This is a genomic window from Paraliomyxa miuraensis (genome assembly GCF_026337845.1).
Taxonomy (GTDB): Bacteria; Myxococcota_A; Polyangia; order Nannocystales; family Nannocystaceae; genus Paraliomyxa; species Paraliomyxa miuraensis.
In genome coordinates, this window is the sequence record NZ_JAOVZF010000164.1 from 69,821 (window position 1) to 87,708 (window position 17,888).

Consider the following 17,888-nt stretch of genomic DNA (forward strand, 5'->3'; position numbering starts at 1 on the left):
CCGGGCCAGTCTCGAGGAAGAGTTCCACCGACCCTCGGCGCCGGCCGCCATGCCCTGCGAGCTCAGCGATCGGCCCCGGCCACATCGGGGGCCCCGGCCATCTGCGGGCGCGGCTCGCCATCGAGATCGACGATCGGGTCGCCCGGCTGCCACTGCGCCACGTCGTCGAACGGATGTGGAGACACGAGATGGAAGTCGCCCGCGCCCGGGGCCAGGAACCAGCCCGAGTCGAACGACTCCCGCAGCACCACCCCATCACCCGCCAGCAGCGAGTCGATGGCGCTGTGGTCGACGACCAGGCCCGGGCACGCGATCGAGCCGGAGTCGATGCCCACCACGATCGAGTCGTGCACCACGCCCGCGCTGCCACCCATGCACTCGATGGAGGCCACGCCCGCGCTGTCGTTGCCCGCCACCGTCACGTAGCGGAGCTCGAAGGTCGACGCCGCGGCGCGCAGGGCCTGGGCGTCGATGAGGCCCGAGCCGTTGGCCCCGAGCACCGAGGTGCGCGCGTGGAGCTCGGCCCCGTTGGACAGCGACACGCCCCCGCCGGGGTTGAGCACCACCAGCCAGCCATCGAGGTGGAGCACCGCGCCCACCACCGCGATGGCCTCGGACACCGAGCTTCCATCCACGCGACCACGATCGAGATAGGCCACCGCGCCGCCCGAGATGGTGATGGGCGCTCCCACTCCGCCGCCCGAGAAGCGCGGCCGCTCGTCGGCCAGGCCTCGCACCGCCACCACCCGACCACCGGTGAGGGTCAGGCCCGCGGCATAGGCCGCATCACCGGCGCGCGCCCGTACCCACAGAGTCCCGGTCTCGCCCACGCCCACGTTGGCCAGGGCACCGGCCACCGTACAGTAGGGGGATGCCTCGCTGCCATCGGCGCCGGCACAGCCTCCCGCATCGCCGTCGACCCACCACACGCGATCGGTGGGCAGGCAGCTCCCCATCTCGAGGTGGCACGCGCTCTGGGGGCACTGCTCGTGGCGAGTACAGGCGACGCACGTGCCCTCGACCAGGTCGCAGACGGGCGTGGGGTCCTCGCATGCGCTGGCGTCGTCCTCGGTGCACGCCACGCAGCGATCGTCGGCGCACAGCGGACGCATGGGATCGAGCTGTGCACACACCAGATCCGGATCCGGGGCCAGGGTGCACGGTACGCACTGCCCATCCACGCACGAGGGCATCGTGGGCTCGCAATCCGCATCCACCCGACAACCGGGGATCCCGGTGTCCGAGGCGGTGTCATCGGCCTGCGCCGTGCTCGAGCTGGTGGCCCCGGTCTCGCCGGTCGAGCCCCCGCTGCTGCCCGCGCTCGAGCTCCCTTGCGGGCACTGGGCTAGCTCCACCGCGGTCAACCCCTGGCCGCAGGGGCTGTAGCAGGCGTCCTCGGGCCGATCGGCCACGCACCCGTTGCCATGGGGGCTGGTTTGGCACCCCGCGCTGCAAAACGGCAGCACTCCGCTGGGATAGAGGGCCGCGCAGGTCTCGTCGCCTTCGAGCAACGAGCAGTGCCGCAGGTTGGGATCGAGGCTACACGAGGGCACGAGACCCAGCCCCAGCCCCAGACAAGCGCCGAGGCCGAGACCCAGACCCGACCAGAGACCGGACCGACGAAGGAAGGCATGGGGAACGAAGGAGCGAGCGAGCATCATCGATGGGACTCCGGCCGGGCCTGGCGACGGCGGCGATCGAGCAGCAGCAGCACCGCCCCGCTGACGAGCATGGCGCTCCCCACCGTGACGGCAGCGATGCCTCGGGCCCGAACGTCGGCGCTGGATTGGAAGGTTTCGTCGTAGAAGCGATGCGTGATCGCGAGGGCGGCCGCACCGGCACCGAGGCCCAGTCCCCCGAGCCCCGCGAGTACGGCCCCGGCGCGGCCCGCCGGGCCCAAGCCCGTGCCGTGGCGAGCGGACCGGGTGCGAGACTCGGGCCTCGGGGCAGGGTTGGGCGGCTCGGGCGGCTCGGGATCCGGGGGTGCCGCGAGCGTCATCGCGGGATCCTGGGCCTTCAGTGCCTGCGCGAGGTGATCTCGAACGTGGGGCACCAGCTCGGCGTGCGTGCACGTGCATCGCGACGACCACGTGCCTCGAGTCGTACCGGGCACCACGATGTGCACGCGGAAGTCGAGCAGTTCCCCGGTGATCACGATCGAGGCCAAAGTGGAGGTGACCATGCCCCTGGTGCCCGCCAGCACCCGGGTGGCGAGCGCCTCGCGATCGACCACCGCCGCATCGACCACCACCGAGACCGGAGCGGACGACGACGTCACCCCCGCCAGGGCGCTCACCAGGGCGCGCGCCTGCAATACGGCCGCCAGCGTGCTCATGGCGCCCCTCCCCCCAGCGAGACGACGCCCGTGCGATCGAGGCGTCGTCGGCAGCGCTCGACCAAGCGCACCAAGGCGGGATCGTGGACCGCGGCCCCCTCGCTCACACAGGCATCGAAGCGTTGCTGCTCGATCCACGCCACCAGTCGCAGCCGCATGCGAGGGCTCGGCTCGGGCCAGCACGTGGACTCGGCGGTCACCTCCAGCACCTCGGCCCACGCCCAGCGCCGAGCCGCCGCCCGGGCTCGCTGGCGCTGGGTCTCGCACCAGGGCAGCGACGGCTCCACGCCCATGCGCACCATTCGTGGATGAGCCCCGCCGGACGACGTCGAGTGCGATCGAGACTCCTGACTCGCGCCTCGCTTGGCCCGGGCCTCGCTCGGCTCCGCGATCTCGACCCCGTCCTCGACCCCGCTCGGGCGGCCGTTCGAGCCCTCGTTCTGTAGGGTGGCGAGCGGCACCACCGTCGAGGGCCACGCGACCATTGGAGGTTCCGGAGGTTCCGGCGCCCCGGCGCCCGCGATCGCTTCACCCCGTGCGAGTGGATCCGCAGCATCGGGCTGAAGCCATCCCCGAACCAGCGCCGCCACGCCCACGATCACGAGCAAGAACCACCATCGCTCCAAGGCGGTCCGCTGCGCTCCAACGGGTGCCAGCACCGCATCCCTCACCTCGCTCCCCACCACGGGGTGGACCTCGGTCGAGCACGTCGTTGGTCGGGGGAACGAGATCACCGTGGCGAGCGCAGCCTTGCCACCGAGCGCCTGGGTGATCGCCCTCAGCTCGCCGCACAGTTCCTCGGCCGAGGGCCGAAGCCGTGACTCGGGCTCGGTACAGGCATCGATCAAGCTCCCCAGCGACGATGGAGCCTCTCGGTCCCGTCCCGCCAGGCGGGGTACCACCCGCACGCCCTCGTAGTGGAGCTCGAGCAGCCGCGTGCGCGAGACCGTCGCATGCGGGTCTTCGCCCGTGAGCATCTGATGGAGCAGTCGCCCCACCGCATACACGTCCATCGAGGGATGGGGCGCGGCCCCGCGGTACTGCTCGGGGGCCATCGCGGTGACCGTCCCCGGTCGCTGATCCGCGCAAGTCAGCCGAACGATCCGCGGCTCGAGGTCGAACACCGCGGCCAGCCCGAAGTCCACGAGCACCGGCTGCGCCGCTTCGTCGGGATCGACCCCTTCGTTGGTCTCGCTCCCCCCAGGTGAAGCCAGTACCACGTTGCGAGCGGTGAGGTCGCGATGGACGATCCCCACCCCGTGCGCCGCCACCAGTGCCTCGGCCAAGCCCAGGCCCACGCGCACGACCTCATCGGGTCGCATGCACAGCGCCGCCGCCATGCGAAACGCCAGCGTCGGACCGGGCACGCGCTCGGTGGCGAGGAACGGCCGTCCTTCCAGCTCGGGCAGCCGGCCCGCCCCCAGCCATCGCAGCAACCCGCGGTGCAACGGCAGCCGCGCCACCAGCTCGGCCTCCCGCTCGAAGCGTTGCGCACGAGCCGGCTCTTCCCTGGGATCGCCCAACATCACCTTGAGCGCCACCTCGCGATCCAGCCGGCGATCATGCCCCGCGTACACGGTGGCCATGCCACCCCGGCCGAGCAATTCGCCCACCACGAAGCGACCACCACCCACCAGGACTCCGGGAACGAGCTCGCCGGGCACGGCCTCGGGACAGGGCCAACCCGACCGCGTGTGCCAACGCGACGCGTCACCCCACCGCGCCTCCGGTCGTGCCTCTCGTCGTTCCTTCCGCCGTTCCTCGATCACGAGCGACCTCCCCATCCCAGAACCGCACTCGCTGGCTTCGCCCATTCGTTGGCCCATGCCACCCCCAGCACGACCAACGTCGACAACCCACCGAGGAGGGCCGCGAGCACCATCAGCAGGGCCAACCGCATGGGCGAAGCGCTGCCCCATGGGCTCGTCATCGCAAGGGCTCGAGCCCCCTTGCCTCCCCAACCATGGGCCAGGCCCTTGGTCGGACCATCGACGGGGTCGATCGAGAGACCGGAGGACGACGACACCAGCCACGCGGTCGCCGACTCGTCGAAGGACGAGGGCGCAGTGCCCCGCGAGCCCGGCCATGGCTCGGTGATCTCGCGCTCGAAGGGGTCCTCTTCGTCCCGCTCGTCACGCTCGTCGTCCTCATCGCACCCGTCGTGCTCGTCGCCGGATTCGTCGCCGTCGCCCGGTTCGCGGGCGACGCGATGCGCCGATACCCGCTCGGCCGTCCGTGCGCGTACCACCGCATCCCCGACGGCTCTCGCCTCCAGGCGCGCACCGACCTCTGCCGCTCCCACCCGAGGCCCCACCGGAGGCCCCACCGGAGGTTGGGTCGCACGAATGGGAACGGTTCGCTCCGCCTCCCTGGCCTCCACTCCCGTGCACGGACCGACGCCAGCATCGTCGTCGACCTCGGGCCATGGAGCGGCCACGGTCACCAAGCGTCCGGCCTCCACCCGACGACGCACCTCGTCGAGCACTTCGCTGCGCACCCCGAGCGACAGCAATCGCGTGAGCCCCGAGCTCGGCTCGCCAACGACCTGGCGATACAAGGCCTCCAGGAACAACCGCCGGTTGCGATAGCCCGCCCACGACGTCAGCATCGCCAGCGCTCGGCGGGCCGACTTGATGCGGAGCTCGACCCGCGGCTCGAGCAACGATCGCCGCAGACCCTCGACCAGCGCGGGCACCCATCGATCGAGCCGAGGAATGCCGCCTTCGAGGATCTCCGTCACCAATTCGCGCTCGTCCTTGCACCAGTGGCGAAACTTCAGACCCTCGAGCAGCTCGTGGAGGATGGTCCCCACCGCGAACAAGTCGGACGCGGGCCCTGGCCGTCCCCTCGCCTGCTCGCGCGACAGATACCGCAGCGTGCCGCGGAAGCGCAGCCCCGCTCCTCCGATCGCATCGTCTCCCCGGCTCGCGCCCACCCCCGCTCCCGCTCCCAGGAGGGTCTGGTCGAGCCCCGCGAGTCCGAAGTCCATCAGCTTCACCTCGCCTCGCGAGGTGATCATGACGTTGCTCGGCGATACGTCGCGATGCACGATCCCATGCTCACGGCCCGCAATCGCGAAGTCGTGCGCGTAGACCAGCGCATCGAGCAGCGCGCCCACGATGTGGACCACGTCCTCGACCGCCATCGGACGCCCACCGGCCGCCATCTGGACCTGCTGCCGAAACGTACCGAGGTCGACTCCGTCGACCCAGTCCATCGCCATGAACAACAGATCGTCGACCACCCCCACGTCGAATACGGAAACGATGTTGGCGTGGCCCAACATCATGGCAACTCGCCCCTCGTCCACGAACAAGCGGCGATACCGATCGTCGTTGGCGAACGCGGGTCGAATGAGCTTGATCGCACAAGGCTTGATGGCCCCCTCGAGCCCCAGGCGCGCCCCAGCCCATACCTCGCCCATGCCGCCCGCTCCCAGGCGGCACACCAGCTCGTAGCCGGCCTTGCGTAGACATCCCGGGCCTGGCCCGGCGTTGGTGCCAACCTCCATCGCCATGATCTGCGCCTTCGATCCACAACCGATGACCGATGACCGATGACCGACGATCGTCGGCCTCGACGTTCGACTATGTACCATCGTCGATTCGACGAAGGAATGCCCCTTTCGCGAAATTCGACCGAGTCACCAATGCCCACCAATCGCATGGTTTGGAGTGACCACCTCGGTTGGCGATCGCTCCAACTGGCACACTACCGTACCGGTCATCGATTCCCCATCGACTCCCATGGGCGCCTCGTCCTCGACTCCTCGCCGCTCGGCTCGTCATCGCCTTCTCGACATCCGCCCCGCCTCCGGCTCACGACCCGCTTCACGTCACGAGGCGACGATCCGGACGGATCGATGTCGAGAATTCACACTTCATGCGCGCACCATTGCAGCATCCGGTGCAGTCCGTTCCAGATTGGCGCCACCCAAGTCCCCCCGTTGGACCAGAACCGCCGATACGACCGCCAATTCGTTCGATTGCGGTGAGCCCCATCTTCCCGGACGCTGGTCCCAACATGACCATTCACGCCCTTGGATCCGACGTGATATCTACCCCTCGACATGACGGATACGGTGGATCGCACGGCCGCGACGACGCGGACCGATCGGACGGCCACGGTCGTTCGCAGGCTGCGAAGCCTCAAGCTTCGGCGGACGGATGGGCCCGCCCCGGGTGCACCGCAGACCTTCACCTTGCCCCGCGTCACGGTGGGTCGTAGCAAGGCTTGCCACGTGATCGTGCCGCATGCCTCGGTGAGCGCGCTGCACTTCGAGCTGCGCGTACGAGGCGAGCACGTCGAGCTACGAGACCTCGACAGCACCAACGGCCTGCACCTCGACGGCCGCCGGATCTTCCACGTCGAGCTCTACCCCGGCGATTGCTTCTCCGCCGGCGAGGTGACGTTCGAGCTGCTCGAGGCCGGCGAGGTCGAGGTTCCGGTCTCGGCCGACGATCGCTTCGAGGAGATGTGGGGCGACAGCCCGGTCATCCGCGAGGTGTTCGCCCAGCTCGACGGGCTGGCCGCCACCACCATCGACGTGCTGATCGCCGGAGAGACCGGCACGGGCAAGGAGGTCGCGGCCCGCTCGTTGCACCTGCGATCCGGTCGCACCGGTCCCTTCGCCACGGTCGACTGCGCCAGCCTCACCGCCCCGGCGCTCGATCATGCATTCGAGGACGCCAACGGCGGCACCCTGATGCTGGACGATCTCGCCGAGCTCCCCATCGAGCTGCAGCCGCGGCTCCTGCGACTGCTCGATCGCCGCGGGACCCGGCGCGAACTCGGACGCGAGCCCGGACGCGAACTCGGTCGCGAGCCCGGACGCGAGCCCAGTCGCGAGCTACTCGGCCAACGGCGAGCCCTCGACGTGCGCATCGTCGCCGCCACCCGCACCGACCTGCCCCAGCTCGTGGCCACCAAGCGCTTCCGCGAGGACCTCTACTTCCGCGTGGCCCAGGCGCTGGTCGAGCTCCCGCCGCTGCGCGAGCGGGGCGACGACGTCGAGCTGCTCGCGGCCCAGTTCCTCGCCGAGCAGGCCAGCCTCACCGATGGCCGCGAGCTCGAGCTCGGCGACGACGCCAGGCAGGCCCTGCGCGAGCATCGATGGCCGGGCAACATCCGGGAGCTTCGCAACGTGATCCAGCGCGCGGTGCATCTCGCCCACGGCTCTCGGCTCCACGCCCACGATCTCGCGCTGCGCGACCAGGGCGGACTGATGGGCACCGAGGAGCTGCTGGCGCTGCCCTACCGCGAGGCCCACGACCAGCTCGATCGCTACTACCTGCGCCGCATCATGATCGAGACCCGCGGCAACATCACCCACGCCGCCCTGCGCCTGGGTACCAGCCGCCGCTCCCTGCGGGAGCGGCTCAAGCGACTGGATCTCTACACGGGCGAGTCCTAGGCTCGCGTCGCCTCAGAATCGCAGGCGCAGCGACAGCCCTCCCGCGGGGCGCTGCACCGACGCCCACGGCTGCACCGACACCTGCGCCTGGGCGGCCTGGAACTTCCGATAGTCCCGATGGATCCGCACCCCACGGGTCAGCAAGAAGCCGCCCGCCAGGCCGAGCACCGCGGCGAACCCAAACGAAAGACCCACTGCGATCCCGACGTGGCGTCCCGGGTTGTTGAAGGCGCAATCGAGCGCGAGGCTCCCCGCTTCGCACGCCTCGACCGTCCTCTCGATCCGAACCGCCTCCCAGATCCCCCGCCCGACCAGCAGCGCCGAGGTCCCCACCACCACCGACCCCAGGCTCAGCTCGAGCACCCCTTGGCGCGTGCCGCCTTCGGAGTGGTCGGTCTCGGACCTCCGAGCTTGCCGCCGCTCCTTGCCCTTCTTCGCCTCCGGGGTGATCTGCGTGGGCCCTCGGTTGCGCTTGGCGTGGGTCGGCCGCGGTGCGAGCACGATCGCCATGGCGATCGACCCCACCACCAGCGCACGTAGCCCAGACCGGCTCACCGCCCAACGGTACCAGCCACCGGGACCGAGATCGCGCTCCCGCCATCACGTCCGCCCTGCGAGCCAGCCCCAGGGGCCCCGGGGTGCATTGCGCACAGGCCGCGACCCGCCGCGTCGACCACTCCACCGATTCATCCCATGCCAGCCGAGTCCGGGTCGCAATCGCCCGGTTTCTCCGTGCCTCGCACCATGGAGATCGCTTCGCCCCCGCCTCCCCGCCCGTGATACCCATCCACGATGACTCGGCGATGGAAGACGGCGGTCGCACTCCTCTCGCGAGCGCTCGCCGTGGTGGTGCTCGTGGGCGCGGGTTGCAAGAAGGACGAGCCCGCCAGCGACGGTGGCGCTTCCGCGGGGCCCTTCGGAGGCACGCCGGACACCCCCGCCCGCGTCGCCCCCGTGAAGCTCGACGCCTTCGGCGAGGCACCGGGCCTGCTCGACCGCGGGGCGATCTTCGTCGCGGTTCGAGCGGGTGCCGCCCAGAGCTTCCTGCAGCAGCTTCCCCTGCCCGGCTACGTCACCCGCGAGCTCGCCGAGGCCCGCCGCGAGCTCGGCTTCGACGTCCTGAACGACGACGTGCTCGCGCGCTTCTCCATCCCCCCGGATGCGGTGGTGAGCATGACGCTGGGTCGCCCCGTGGGCACCGACGCGCGCAAGACCGTCACCAGGGGCATCCACCACCGCGACGATCACTTCCTGGGCCTGATGGCGCGAGTGATGAGGAAGGACCTCGACGAGAAGCCCTCGTTCGTCGAGCCGCTGCCCGAGTCGCACCTCGAGCCCGAGCCTCCGCCCCCACCCGAGCCGCCGACCATCGAGGCCAAGCCCATCGAGGAGTCGCCACCCCCCTCGTCGAAGCCACCGACGATCGAGGTCCCCGGTGGCGTTCCGGGCGGCGTCATCGGAGGCGTTCTGGGCAGTCCGTGGGCCGAGCCCCCGCCCCCGCCCCCGCCGGTCATCACCCCCGCCGAGCGCCGCGAGATCGACGAGCTGCTGCGCCAATCCGACGGCATGGCGATGCAGTTCCGCTTCCACGTGCCCACCGACGACCCCGACCAGATCCTCCGCGAGATCCGGACCCGCATGAGCCCGCGCGACCACGAGCGAGGCCGGGCCCAGTGCAGCGGGCTCGAGGCCGAGCTGTGCGTGGCCGACGGGCATGCACTGGTCATCGCGCGCCGCGACGGCAAGGCCGTCGTCTTCGACCTCTTGACCTTCCTGGGCCGCTCGTCCGACGACGCCGATCCCGAGGCCCGCCGTCGCGCCACCACCGAAGCGCTCGGCGCTCCCCCGGCCAAGCTCTCCGAGCTACGGAGCATGGCGGGCCATGCCAGCCTCTACGTCGACGCCACCGCATTCGTGGAGCTGTTCGAGCACGAGCGCGTCGGCAATGCCCTGCGCTCGCTGACCTGGGACTACGACCAGCCGCGCGAAGGCGTCGAGCGTCGCGTCCGCGAGGGCGAGGCGCTGCGTCGCATGCTCGACGTCCCGCGCCTGTTCGACGGCGTGCTCGCCAACGTCCACCACGACCGCGAACGAACCCAGCTCCAGGTCACGTGGCCCGTGCGCGACGATCAGCGCGCGCTCGCCCGCGAGGTCCTCGCCTCGCCGCCGGTCGTGGTACCCGTTCCCACCCTCGCGGCGCTGTGCGACGGCTCGCTGCTGTGCGCCCGCAGCCGGGGCCTGCCCTCCGCCCAGGCGCTGGGCAACCGCCTCGGCCTGGGGATCTACGGCGACGCTCGCAGCCTCGAAGACGCGATCGACGACGCCGACGAGCTCGCGGGCGTGCTCATCCTCGTGGCCACCTGGCCCAACGCGCTGGGCACCGGGCTGTGGCACCTGCCGCTGTCGGAGGCCCGCGGTCCCGAGGCCGCGATGGTCCGCGGTCTGCTCGACGCGATCGGTCGGATCCAGGGCGCCGGCCTGAGCGTGCGACGCCTCGACGTGGGCCGCCGCTCGCTGCAGGCCGAGTACGCCGCCTACCTCCGCGTGCCCGCCAACGACATGGCACTCGTGAGCACCCTGCTCTCGATGGCCGAGATGCGCATGAGCCCGACCACGGTGGAGGGCGTCGACGGCAGCGTGATGATGCTGCGGATCCCCGAGGACGACCTCCCCGCCGTATTGATGACCCGCAAGGATCCCGACCCCAAGGACGACGTCGTGCACGGCTGGCTCACCGTGGTCGACGCGCCGCAGCGACTGGGGTGGCTGCTCGGTCTCGCCACCGACGACGGCCAGCAGCCCTTGCTCTACGCCGAGATTCCCGAGCTGTGGCGGCTGGTCGCGTCGGTTCCCGAGGCGGTCGACGAGCTCGGCTTTGCGCGCACCTGGGCCTCCGAACGCAGCGCGCGAACCAGCTTGTGGATCGACGACGGGCAGCCCCACGTCCTGATGGAGGTCGCACGGATCTCGCCCACCGAGGCCAGGGACCGCTGAGCCGCTGGCCAGGGCGCGCTGCTGCACCACACGGCCAGGGAGCGTGAGCCGGCCGTCACGACGTGCACGTCGCTCCGCGCCCTTCCATCCAGGACACCCGCGCCCTACCTCGTCCGAAGGCACGGGCCCTCACGCTGTCTCGAGCCCGCCAACTAGCCGAAATCACATCATTGTCAGTCCGGGGTCCCCGTCTTGCACACGCAGGGACCGGCCTGCGGCACTGCTCGTGCCGCTCTTGGATTGCACGACCATGAGCCTTGCTTCGTTTCGCCCGTCGACCCCGCTCGTGCTCGCCATGCTGGCGGTGAGCGCGGCCGGTTGCTCCTCCACGGATGACTCCGACGACCGCCACCCCGGCTACGCCGACGGCGGCGACTACGACCCGAGCGATCCGAGCGGCGATGCCGGCGACGAAGACGAGCCGGCCGGCACCAGCGGCGGCGAAGATGGCGACGATGGGGCCGGACCCGACGAGCCTCCGCCCGAGCCCGACGACGACGGGATCGACAACGCGAGTGAAGAGCAGCCCCTGGCCTGTGATGCGCAGACGGACGTCACGCTCTTCCTCTCGCCCGACGATTCCAACTCGATGTCGTCGCCGGTCCAGGTGCGCGAGGCCGTGCTCAGCGGCTGGGGCAGCGTGCAATCGGTCGCCATCCGCACCTGGGAGTTCTTCAACTACTACGACTTCGGCTATCCCGCGGCCGAGCCCGGCGGCCTGGTCGTGACCCCCTCGCTGGCCAAGGACGAGAGCGGAGCCGAGGGCGACTACCTGCTTCAGATCGGCATCAGCAGCGAGCAGCTTACCAACGAGCTCCGCCCGCCGATGAACCTGACCCTCGTGCTCGACACCTCGGGCTCGATGGCCGGCACCGCGATGGACATGCTCAAGGAGACCGGCTTCGCGATCGCGGCCAGCCTGAACGAAGGCGACACGGTCTCGATGGTCACCTGGAGCACCGAGAACGCCGTGGTCCTTGGCGGCTACCACGTGTCCGGCCCCAACGATCCCTTGTTGCTCGCCAAGCTCGACGAGCTCGAGCCCGGCGGCGGCACCGACCTTCATGGCGGCCTGGTGGCGGGCTACGGGCTCGCGGAGCAGGTGTTCGCCGCCGATCGGATCAACCGCATCGTGCTCATCAGCGATGGTGGCGCCAACGCGGGCATCACCGACATCGACCTCATCGCCGAGCAGAGCGGCACCAACGATCAGGACGGCATCTACATGGTGGGCGTGGGCGTGGGCGACGCCTCGACCTACCACGACGACCTGATGGATGCGGTGACCGATGCCGGCAAGGGTGCCTCGGTGTTCATTGCCACCGAGGACGAGGCCTGGTCGGTCTTCCACGACGATTTCATCAGCACCTTGGCCGTGGCCGCCCGCGACGTCCAGGTCCAGCTCGACATGCCGCCCGGCTTCGAGATCGTGCGCACCAGCGCCGAGGAGATCAGCACCAACGCCAGCGAGGTCGAGCCGCAGCACCTTGCGCCCAACGACGCCATGGTGTTCCACCAGCAGCTCCACACCTGCGCACCCGAGCTGGCGACCGACGACGCCGCCATCACCGTCACCGTGCGCTGGCGCGACGCCGTGACCTTCGAGCCGCGCGAGCTCGTGCACCAGGCCGCAATCGGTGAGCTGCTCGCGGCCGAGGCCGACGGGGGCCGGCTGCTCAAGGGCGCGGCCGTGTACGCCTACGCCGAGAGCCTCAAGGCCTACAAGCGTGCCGACGCCGACGGCCGTACCGTCACGGTGCAGGGGGCCTTCGCCGCGCTCGAGCAGGCCGAAGCCGCGCTGCCCGGGGACACGGACCTGGCGGAGATCCGCAGCGTGCTCGAGGCGCTGATGGAGTAGCGCTCAGTCGGCCCACAGCGTCAGCGGCAGCTGGAGCACCGTCCCCGGCGACAGCGCCCACGGAGCCTCGGTGATCGCGTGCTCGAGGCAGCGGTCGGCCTTGGCATCTCGCAGCGTGCCATGGACCACGCGCGCCGAGAGCTCGCCCTGGGCGTCCACCGTCAGCTCGATGATCACCAGCGTCTTGTTCCCGGCCTGGCCCTCGACCTCGAACATCGGCGACGACTCGAAGCACTGGCGCAGGCGACCACGGCTCTTGCGCAGCGCCGCGCGCAGCGGCGCCGTCGAGCGCGACGTCTCGGCGCGTACGCGCCCGAAGGCGACGTGCGCTTGCGGTCGACCGGGGGGCATGGGCCCATCGGTCTTCAGCTCGAGGTCGAGCGCACGCTCGGGTGCCGTGCGCACCTTGGCCACCCGCTCGGCCTGCACCACCTCGACCTGATAGTTGGACTCCGCCCCCGTGGTCCCCGCCAGCGAGATCCCGGCCGAATCTCCCAACGCCATCGCCGACGACTCCACCACCTGGGTGAAGTCGCGGCCGATGCCGTTGCCGATCGGGATGTTGCGGAACTCCTCCATCGCAACCGTGCGACCCACGCTCACCCCGCCGGCCATCTCCACGTCGACCCCCTCGGGAGCATGAGTCGGCTGCACCACGTGGGACGGTCGTCCGTTGCCCACGCGGCGCGAGCGATCGACCGCCACCAGGCTGGTGTAGGCGGTCACCATGTGGTGCTGCAGACCCAGCGCGGTGATCTCGTCCACCGCCTCCTCGTCGTGGCCGCTCCACAGCCGGGCCTCCAGCTCATCCACCTTGGCCCGCGCCCACAGCGTGCTCATGGTGCGATCGTCCTCGCTCGTCCGCTGGATCTCCACCGGGATCCGTCGATGCCTGCGCCCCTGCTTGGCGTGCAGCGCGAGCGACTGCGGCGGCCGACCGTGGTAGCGCCCCACCACCACCACCGGATGACTGACGAACAGATCGGGGATCGTCGACGGAAAGCTCTCGACCTCGAGCCCGCTGCCCTCGGGCAGCCGCAGCTCGGTGAGCGCCGGTCGATCGATGTCGTGCAGGGTCGCGTTGACCACTCGGCTGGGCTCCTCGCGATGGGTGATGGTCCGGGCCGCCCCGTTCCCGGCCTCGGCCAGGCCATCGATCAAGTAGCGGTTGGGGGACGACCCGATTCCAATCCCGAACACGCGCGCCACCTGCCCCCGCCTGGCGATCCGCTCGACCAGGCCCCGCGCACCCGCGAGGATCTGATCCTCGTTGCCCACGTAGCCGTCGGTCAGGAACAGCACGTAGCGGTTGAACCCGCGGGCGACCTCGTCGCTCAGCGACGCCTGCACCGCATCGTTCATCATCGTGCCTCCGCCGCCGACCATCTCGTCGATGAAGGCCAGGGCCGTCACCAGGTTCTCGGCGTTGGCGGGCCGCGGCCGGCCGAACAGGCGCTCGGTGCCCGAGGCGAAGCCAACCACGTCGAAGGTGTCCACGGGACGCAGGTGCGACAGCAGCTCGCGCACGGTCTGCTTGGCCAGGGCCAGCGGCTCCCCCGACATCGAGCCCGAGCGATCGACCACGAACACCAGCTCGCGGCGCCCGACCTCGGCATCCACGTCCGCGTGGGGCGGGTAGGCAATCATGAGGTAGTGCCCGTCGCCCTTGGCGTTGGTCGGGCCGAAGAAGGCCGTTGCGCGGGGCTCGGCTCCGGCCACGCGGTAGCGCAGCACGAAGTCGCGATTGGGCACGGAGTCGTGTCGAGCGAGGGCGAGGCTCAGACGACCGTCGCGGGCCTGCGCCACCACGTCGTGGGTGGGGGCCGACCACGACACGATCGGCAGCCCGGCGTCGGCCGTGACCGAGATCGAGATGTCGTCGCCGTCGCGCTCGCCGTGGCCGAGGATCGGCGGGGAGATCCGCGCGGCATCGGGAACCACGGTGGTGTCGAGATGGGTTCCGGTGCCGCTTTGGGGCCTCCCCGTGGGCTCGCCGGGCATGAAGCGCGGCCCCACGACCATGGGGAACACGTACTCGTACGCGCCCTCGTCGTAGGTCAGCGTTTGGAGGTAGCGCAGCTCGACCTCGACGTCCTCGCCGGGTGCGATGTTGGCCACCGAGTGGGTGAAGATGTTGGGCCGCTCCTGCTCGAGCAAAGCGGCCGTGTGCCCCTGCGCGCGAGCATGCTCGTAGGTGTTGCGCGCCGCCTTGCGCTCGTGAACCTCGCTGTGGATCGTGCGCTCGCCGATCGTCATGCGCATGTCGGCGACCGCAGAGTTCTCGGGCAGCGGAAACGTGTAGACGACCTCGATGGGCCGCTTGGCCGCGTTGTGGAACGTCTGCCGCACCCGAACCTCGGCCACGTGGCCACGGAGATCGGCCTGCACGTCGGTGTGGCGCAGCGGCAGCGGGACCCCCTTGGCGTCGCACAGCTCGGGCAGCGAGCCGGGCGCGGTGCGGGCGTAGAGACCGTCCTCGGGCTCGTCGGGGCCGGTCCACGCCGGAGACGTCGCCGAGCGGCCGAGCCGATCCGCCGCTCGGGCGGTCCGCCGTTCCTCGTGCTCGTGCTCGTGCTCGTGGACTTGGGGCTCGGAGGGGTCGGTCGCGAGCGCGGGTGCGGGGTCGAGGGTGGTCGGGAAGAGCGGCGCCGTACGGCACGCGGGCAGCACCAGGATTCCGAGCCCACACAGCACCAGGCGACCCACGAGGACTACGAACGAGCGGCTCACGAGCGGCCAACGGGAGGCCCCCAGCGGGCTTTCAGGCATGAGGGACGAACGGCGCGTCCCACGAAGCCCGCAATCAACCGAGCGTGCCCGGGGCTCTACGTCCACTCCTCCCACAGCTCGGCCTCGGTCCAGCCGAGCGCCCGTAGATCCACCTCGCGCAGCGAAGCATCGCCCTCGGGGAAGAATTCGTCGAGCTGCGGGGGCTCGACCGAAGTGCTGCTGAGCATGGCATGCGCCTGGCCGCGGTGGTGGACCTGGTGCAGCAGCAGGTGCAGCAGCAAGCGATCGCAGCGCTCCACCTGATCGTGAGCTCCCCGGTTCACGCGTACGGGCGCCGCCAGGCGCTCGGCCGTGAGGCCGTTGCACACGGCGATCAGCCGCCGATCCACCGCCACCTGCTCGCGCCGCAGCTCGTCGAGCGTCTTGCACGGCTCGCGCTCGGCCCACGCGGCCGGCCCCAGCCGCCCGCCCTCGAGCGCATCCACGTAGAAGCGATCGATGACGAGGATGTGGTTGAGCGTCGCTCGCAGCGACGGAAAGAAGCCCGAGCGCGGCGCCACCAATTCCTCGGGCGTCAGCCCCTCGCACGCCCGCAGCAGCCGGTGGTTGGCCCAGGCGTTGTTGCGCGCCAGGCCACGGAAGTATGCCGAGGGATCCATCGAGGTCCTTCCTCCTTCGGTCGTCAGCGCGGCCCCGTCTCCCCGGCCAGCGGATACACCGGGCGGATGTCCACGGGGATCTCCGTCAGCCCCGCCAGCGCCTTCTCCATCGATGGGCTCATCACCCCGTGCTCGGCCACGAACGCCTCGGCCTTGGCCTTGTCGCCCTCGTGCTGGAGCATCACCAAGTCGTGCACCAGGGCGCCGATGTTCTCCTCGAGCTTGGCCAGATCGATGGTGAACACGCCCTTGGCCTCGTCGAAGCTGGCGCCGCCGCCTGCGAGGTAGCGGTTTACCTGGATCGCGGCTCCCTGCCCGTGCGACTCGGCCACGCCGAAGCGAACGCTGCGAAACAGCCCCGCGAAGTACGAGACGAGCAGCTTCTCGCGCATGTCGGCCGGCAGCTGCCCCTCGTCGATCATGTAGAGGATGTTGAAGGCCCCCATGGCGTCGGCCTTGCACTCCTCGAGCGCGGTGTAGACCGGACCCAGCGCCACGCGCACCTCGACCTGCTTGCCATCCACCTTCGTGAACGCGGGGCCGAGGCTGTGCGAGAGCTCGTGGAACAGCACCTGGTTGAAGAACGCGTCGCCCGAGAGCCGGTCGTGCAGCGAGGGATCGAGCACCTTCTGTCCGATGGGCTTCATGATGCGCTCGAACTTGGTCTCGATGAGGTTGCGCAGCAGCACCTTCTTGGCGCCCTTCTCCTTGCGCACGCGCTCGTCGTTGGGGAGGTTGAAGGCGATCGTCTGCACCGACTTGCGCGAGTCGCCCGCGGTGAACACGATGTCGACGACGCGGATCGGGCTCTCGGACCCGCGCTTGGTCTTGACCGAGTCGTCCACGGGCAGGTGCTGCTCCATCTTGGGCAGGTACTCCTTGTACTTGGCCAGCGCCTCCGAGGCGGCCGGGTCGCTCACCGTCACGAACGCCTCGAAGCTGGCCTTGAGCCCGAGCAGCTCGTCCTCGTAGGTCTCGTAGGGCCCGATGGTGATCTCGACGCGGCTGTCGAGATCCATCCAGTCCTTGTCGCTGCCGTAGTAGTCGTCGCTGCCGAAGGCGTCGGCGCGCGAGCGCAGGAACTTGGCCAGCGATGCGTTCTCGGTGTGCTCGGCGGCCTCGCGCAGCTTGGCCGCGGCCGGGTCCAGCCACTCCGCATAGGACTCGGAGTAGGGCGTGGCGCGAAGGCCCTGGTTGTCGCGAGCGATCACCGTGTAGAGGCCCTCGAATGCGCCCGCGTCCTTGGGGTGGTCGGCGACCCAGGCCTTGAATTCCTCGGCGGTCAGATCCTCGGGGTAGAAGCCCGCGCCCTTGGGCCAGGGCTCGGTCACCGCGAACGGCTCGCGATGGTTCTGGCGATCCCACGGCCCCCGCATGATGCGAAAGTAGGCGTACTTGGCCTTGCCGACCGGATCGGTCGCCGTGGACAGCTTCGACTCGAGCTTGGGATTGCCCACCCACGCCTGGCGGTCGAAGATCGGATCCATCAGCTTGGCCGCCTCGATGAGGGTCGACAGCGTCTGGCGTTCCGACTCCGACAACGAGGCGGTATCGACCGTCAGCTCGGCGATCGCGAACTGATCGATCTTGGCCCCAAGGGCAGCCGCCTCGGGGTTGGGCGCCTCGCCGGCCTTGGTGTCACCGGCCTTGGCATCGCCGGCCTTGGCCTCACCGGCCTTGGCATCGCCCGACTTGGCATCACCGGCCTTGGCATCACCGGCCGCCGTCTTCGCCTCCACCTTCTTGCCGTCCTTGCCCTCACCACTTCCACCGCCGCACGCGAGCGTAAGCAACAGCGGCATCGGAGCAAACAGACGAGCGAGCGAGACGAAGGGGACCGAGCGCGTCGACATCGAGGCGAAGCGTCGCAAGACCCGCCGCCCGGAGCAAACGGCGGCC

Annotated in this window: 11 protein-coding genes; 3 read left to right on the forward strand and 8 right to left on the reverse strand. The window is 70.2% G+C overall.

Going from position 1 to position 17,888, the window contains the following annotated elements; translation table 11 throughout:
• Positions 1 to 62: 62 nt before the first annotated feature.
• The 4 genes from OEB96_RS43500 to OEB96_RS43515 form a co-directional block, all read right to left on the reverse strand.
• The gene (locus OEB96_RS43500) at positions 63 to 1,553 is read right to left on the reverse strand and encodes a hypothetical protein (protein WP_266222889.1); all 1,491 of its coding nucleotides are present in this window, start codon (positions 1,551 to 1,553) and stop codon (positions 63 to 65) included.
• Between the two features lie 104 nt (positions 1,554 to 1,657).
• Positions 1,658 to 2,335: a hypothetical protein gene (locus OEB96_RS43505; RefSeq protein WP_266222890.1), complete on the reverse strand. Its 678-nt coding sequence runs from the start codon at positions 2,333 to 2,335 to the stop codon at positions 1,658 to 1,660.
• Complete coding sequence (locus OEB96_RS43510) at positions 2,332 to 3,999, reverse strand: serine/threonine-protein kinase (protein WP_266222891.1); 1,668 nt, start codon at positions 3,997 to 3,999, stop codon at positions 2,332 to 2,334. Before OEB96_RS43510 ends, OEB96_RS43505 begins: the two co-directional genes overlap by 4 nt.
• A gap of 101 nt (positions 4,000 to 4,100) precedes the next feature.
• The gene (locus OEB96_RS43515; RefSeq protein WP_266222892.1) at positions 4,101 to 5,852 is read right to left on the reverse strand and encodes a serine/threonine-protein kinase; all 1,752 of its coding nucleotides are present in this window, start codon (positions 5,850 to 5,852) and stop codon (positions 4,101 to 4,103) included.
• Between the two features lie 552 nt (positions 5,853 to 6,404).
• On the opposite strand from OEB96_RS43515, the gene OEB96_RS43520 reads away from it, so the two are divergent.
• On the forward strand, positions 6,405 to 7,748 hold the full coding sequence (locus tag OEB96_RS43520; RefSeq protein ID WP_266222893.1) for a sigma 54-interacting transcriptional regulator: 1,344 nt from the start codon (positions 6,405 to 6,407) through the stop codon (positions 7,746 to 7,748).
• A gap of 12 nt (positions 7,749 to 7,760) precedes the next feature.
• Here OEB96_RS43520 and OEB96_RS43525 read toward each other — a convergent pair whose 3' ends face one another.
• The gene (locus OEB96_RS43525) at positions 7,761 to 8,303 is read right to left on the reverse strand and encodes a hypothetical protein (RefSeq protein WP_266222894.1); all 543 of its coding nucleotides are present in this window, start codon (positions 8,301 to 8,303) and stop codon (positions 7,761 to 7,763) included.
• 237 nt (positions 8,304 to 8,540) lie between these two features.
• Between OEB96_RS43525 and OEB96_RS43530 the strand changes: the two genes are divergently transcribed.
• Both OEB96_RS43530 and OEB96_RS43535 read left to right on the forward strand, forming a co-directional pair.
• A complete protein-coding gene (locus tag OEB96_RS43530; RefSeq protein WP_266222895.1) occupies positions 8,541 to 10,742 on the forward strand; it encodes a hypothetical protein in 2,202 nt (733 codons plus the stop codon).
• A 250-nt stretch (positions 10,743 to 10,992) separates the two neighbouring features.
• The gene (locus OEB96_RS43535; RefSeq protein ID WP_266222896.1) at positions 10,993 to 12,600 is read left to right on the forward strand and encodes a vWA domain-containing protein; all 1,608 of its coding nucleotides are present in this window, start codon (positions 10,993 to 10,995) and stop codon (positions 12,598 to 12,600) included.
• A gap of 3 nt (positions 12,601 to 12,603) precedes the next feature.
• On the opposite strand, the gene OEB96_RS43540 is transcribed toward OEB96_RS43535, so the two are convergent.
• The 3 genes from OEB96_RS43540 to OEB96_RS43550 form a co-directional block, all read right to left on the reverse strand.
• The gene (locus tag OEB96_RS43540; RefSeq protein ID WP_266222897.1) at positions 12,604 to 15,330 is read right to left on the reverse strand and encodes a VIT domain-containing protein; all 2,727 of its coding nucleotides are present in this window, start codon (positions 15,328 to 15,330) and stop codon (positions 12,604 to 12,606) included.
• Between the two features lie 95 nt (positions 15,331 to 15,425).
• Positions 15,426 to 15,989, reverse strand: coding sequence for a DinB family protein (locus tag OEB96_RS43545; protein ID WP_266222898.1), 564 nt, complete (start codon positions 15,987 to 15,989; stop codon positions 15,426 to 15,428).
• 23 nt (positions 15,990 to 16,012) lie between these two features.
• Positions 16,013 to 17,842: a dipeptidyl-peptidase 3 family protein gene (locus tag OEB96_RS43550; protein WP_266222899.1), complete on the reverse strand. Its 1,830-nt coding sequence runs from the start codon at positions 17,840 to 17,842 to the stop codon at positions 16,013 to 16,015.
• Positions 17,843 to 17,888 lie beyond the last annotated feature (46 nt).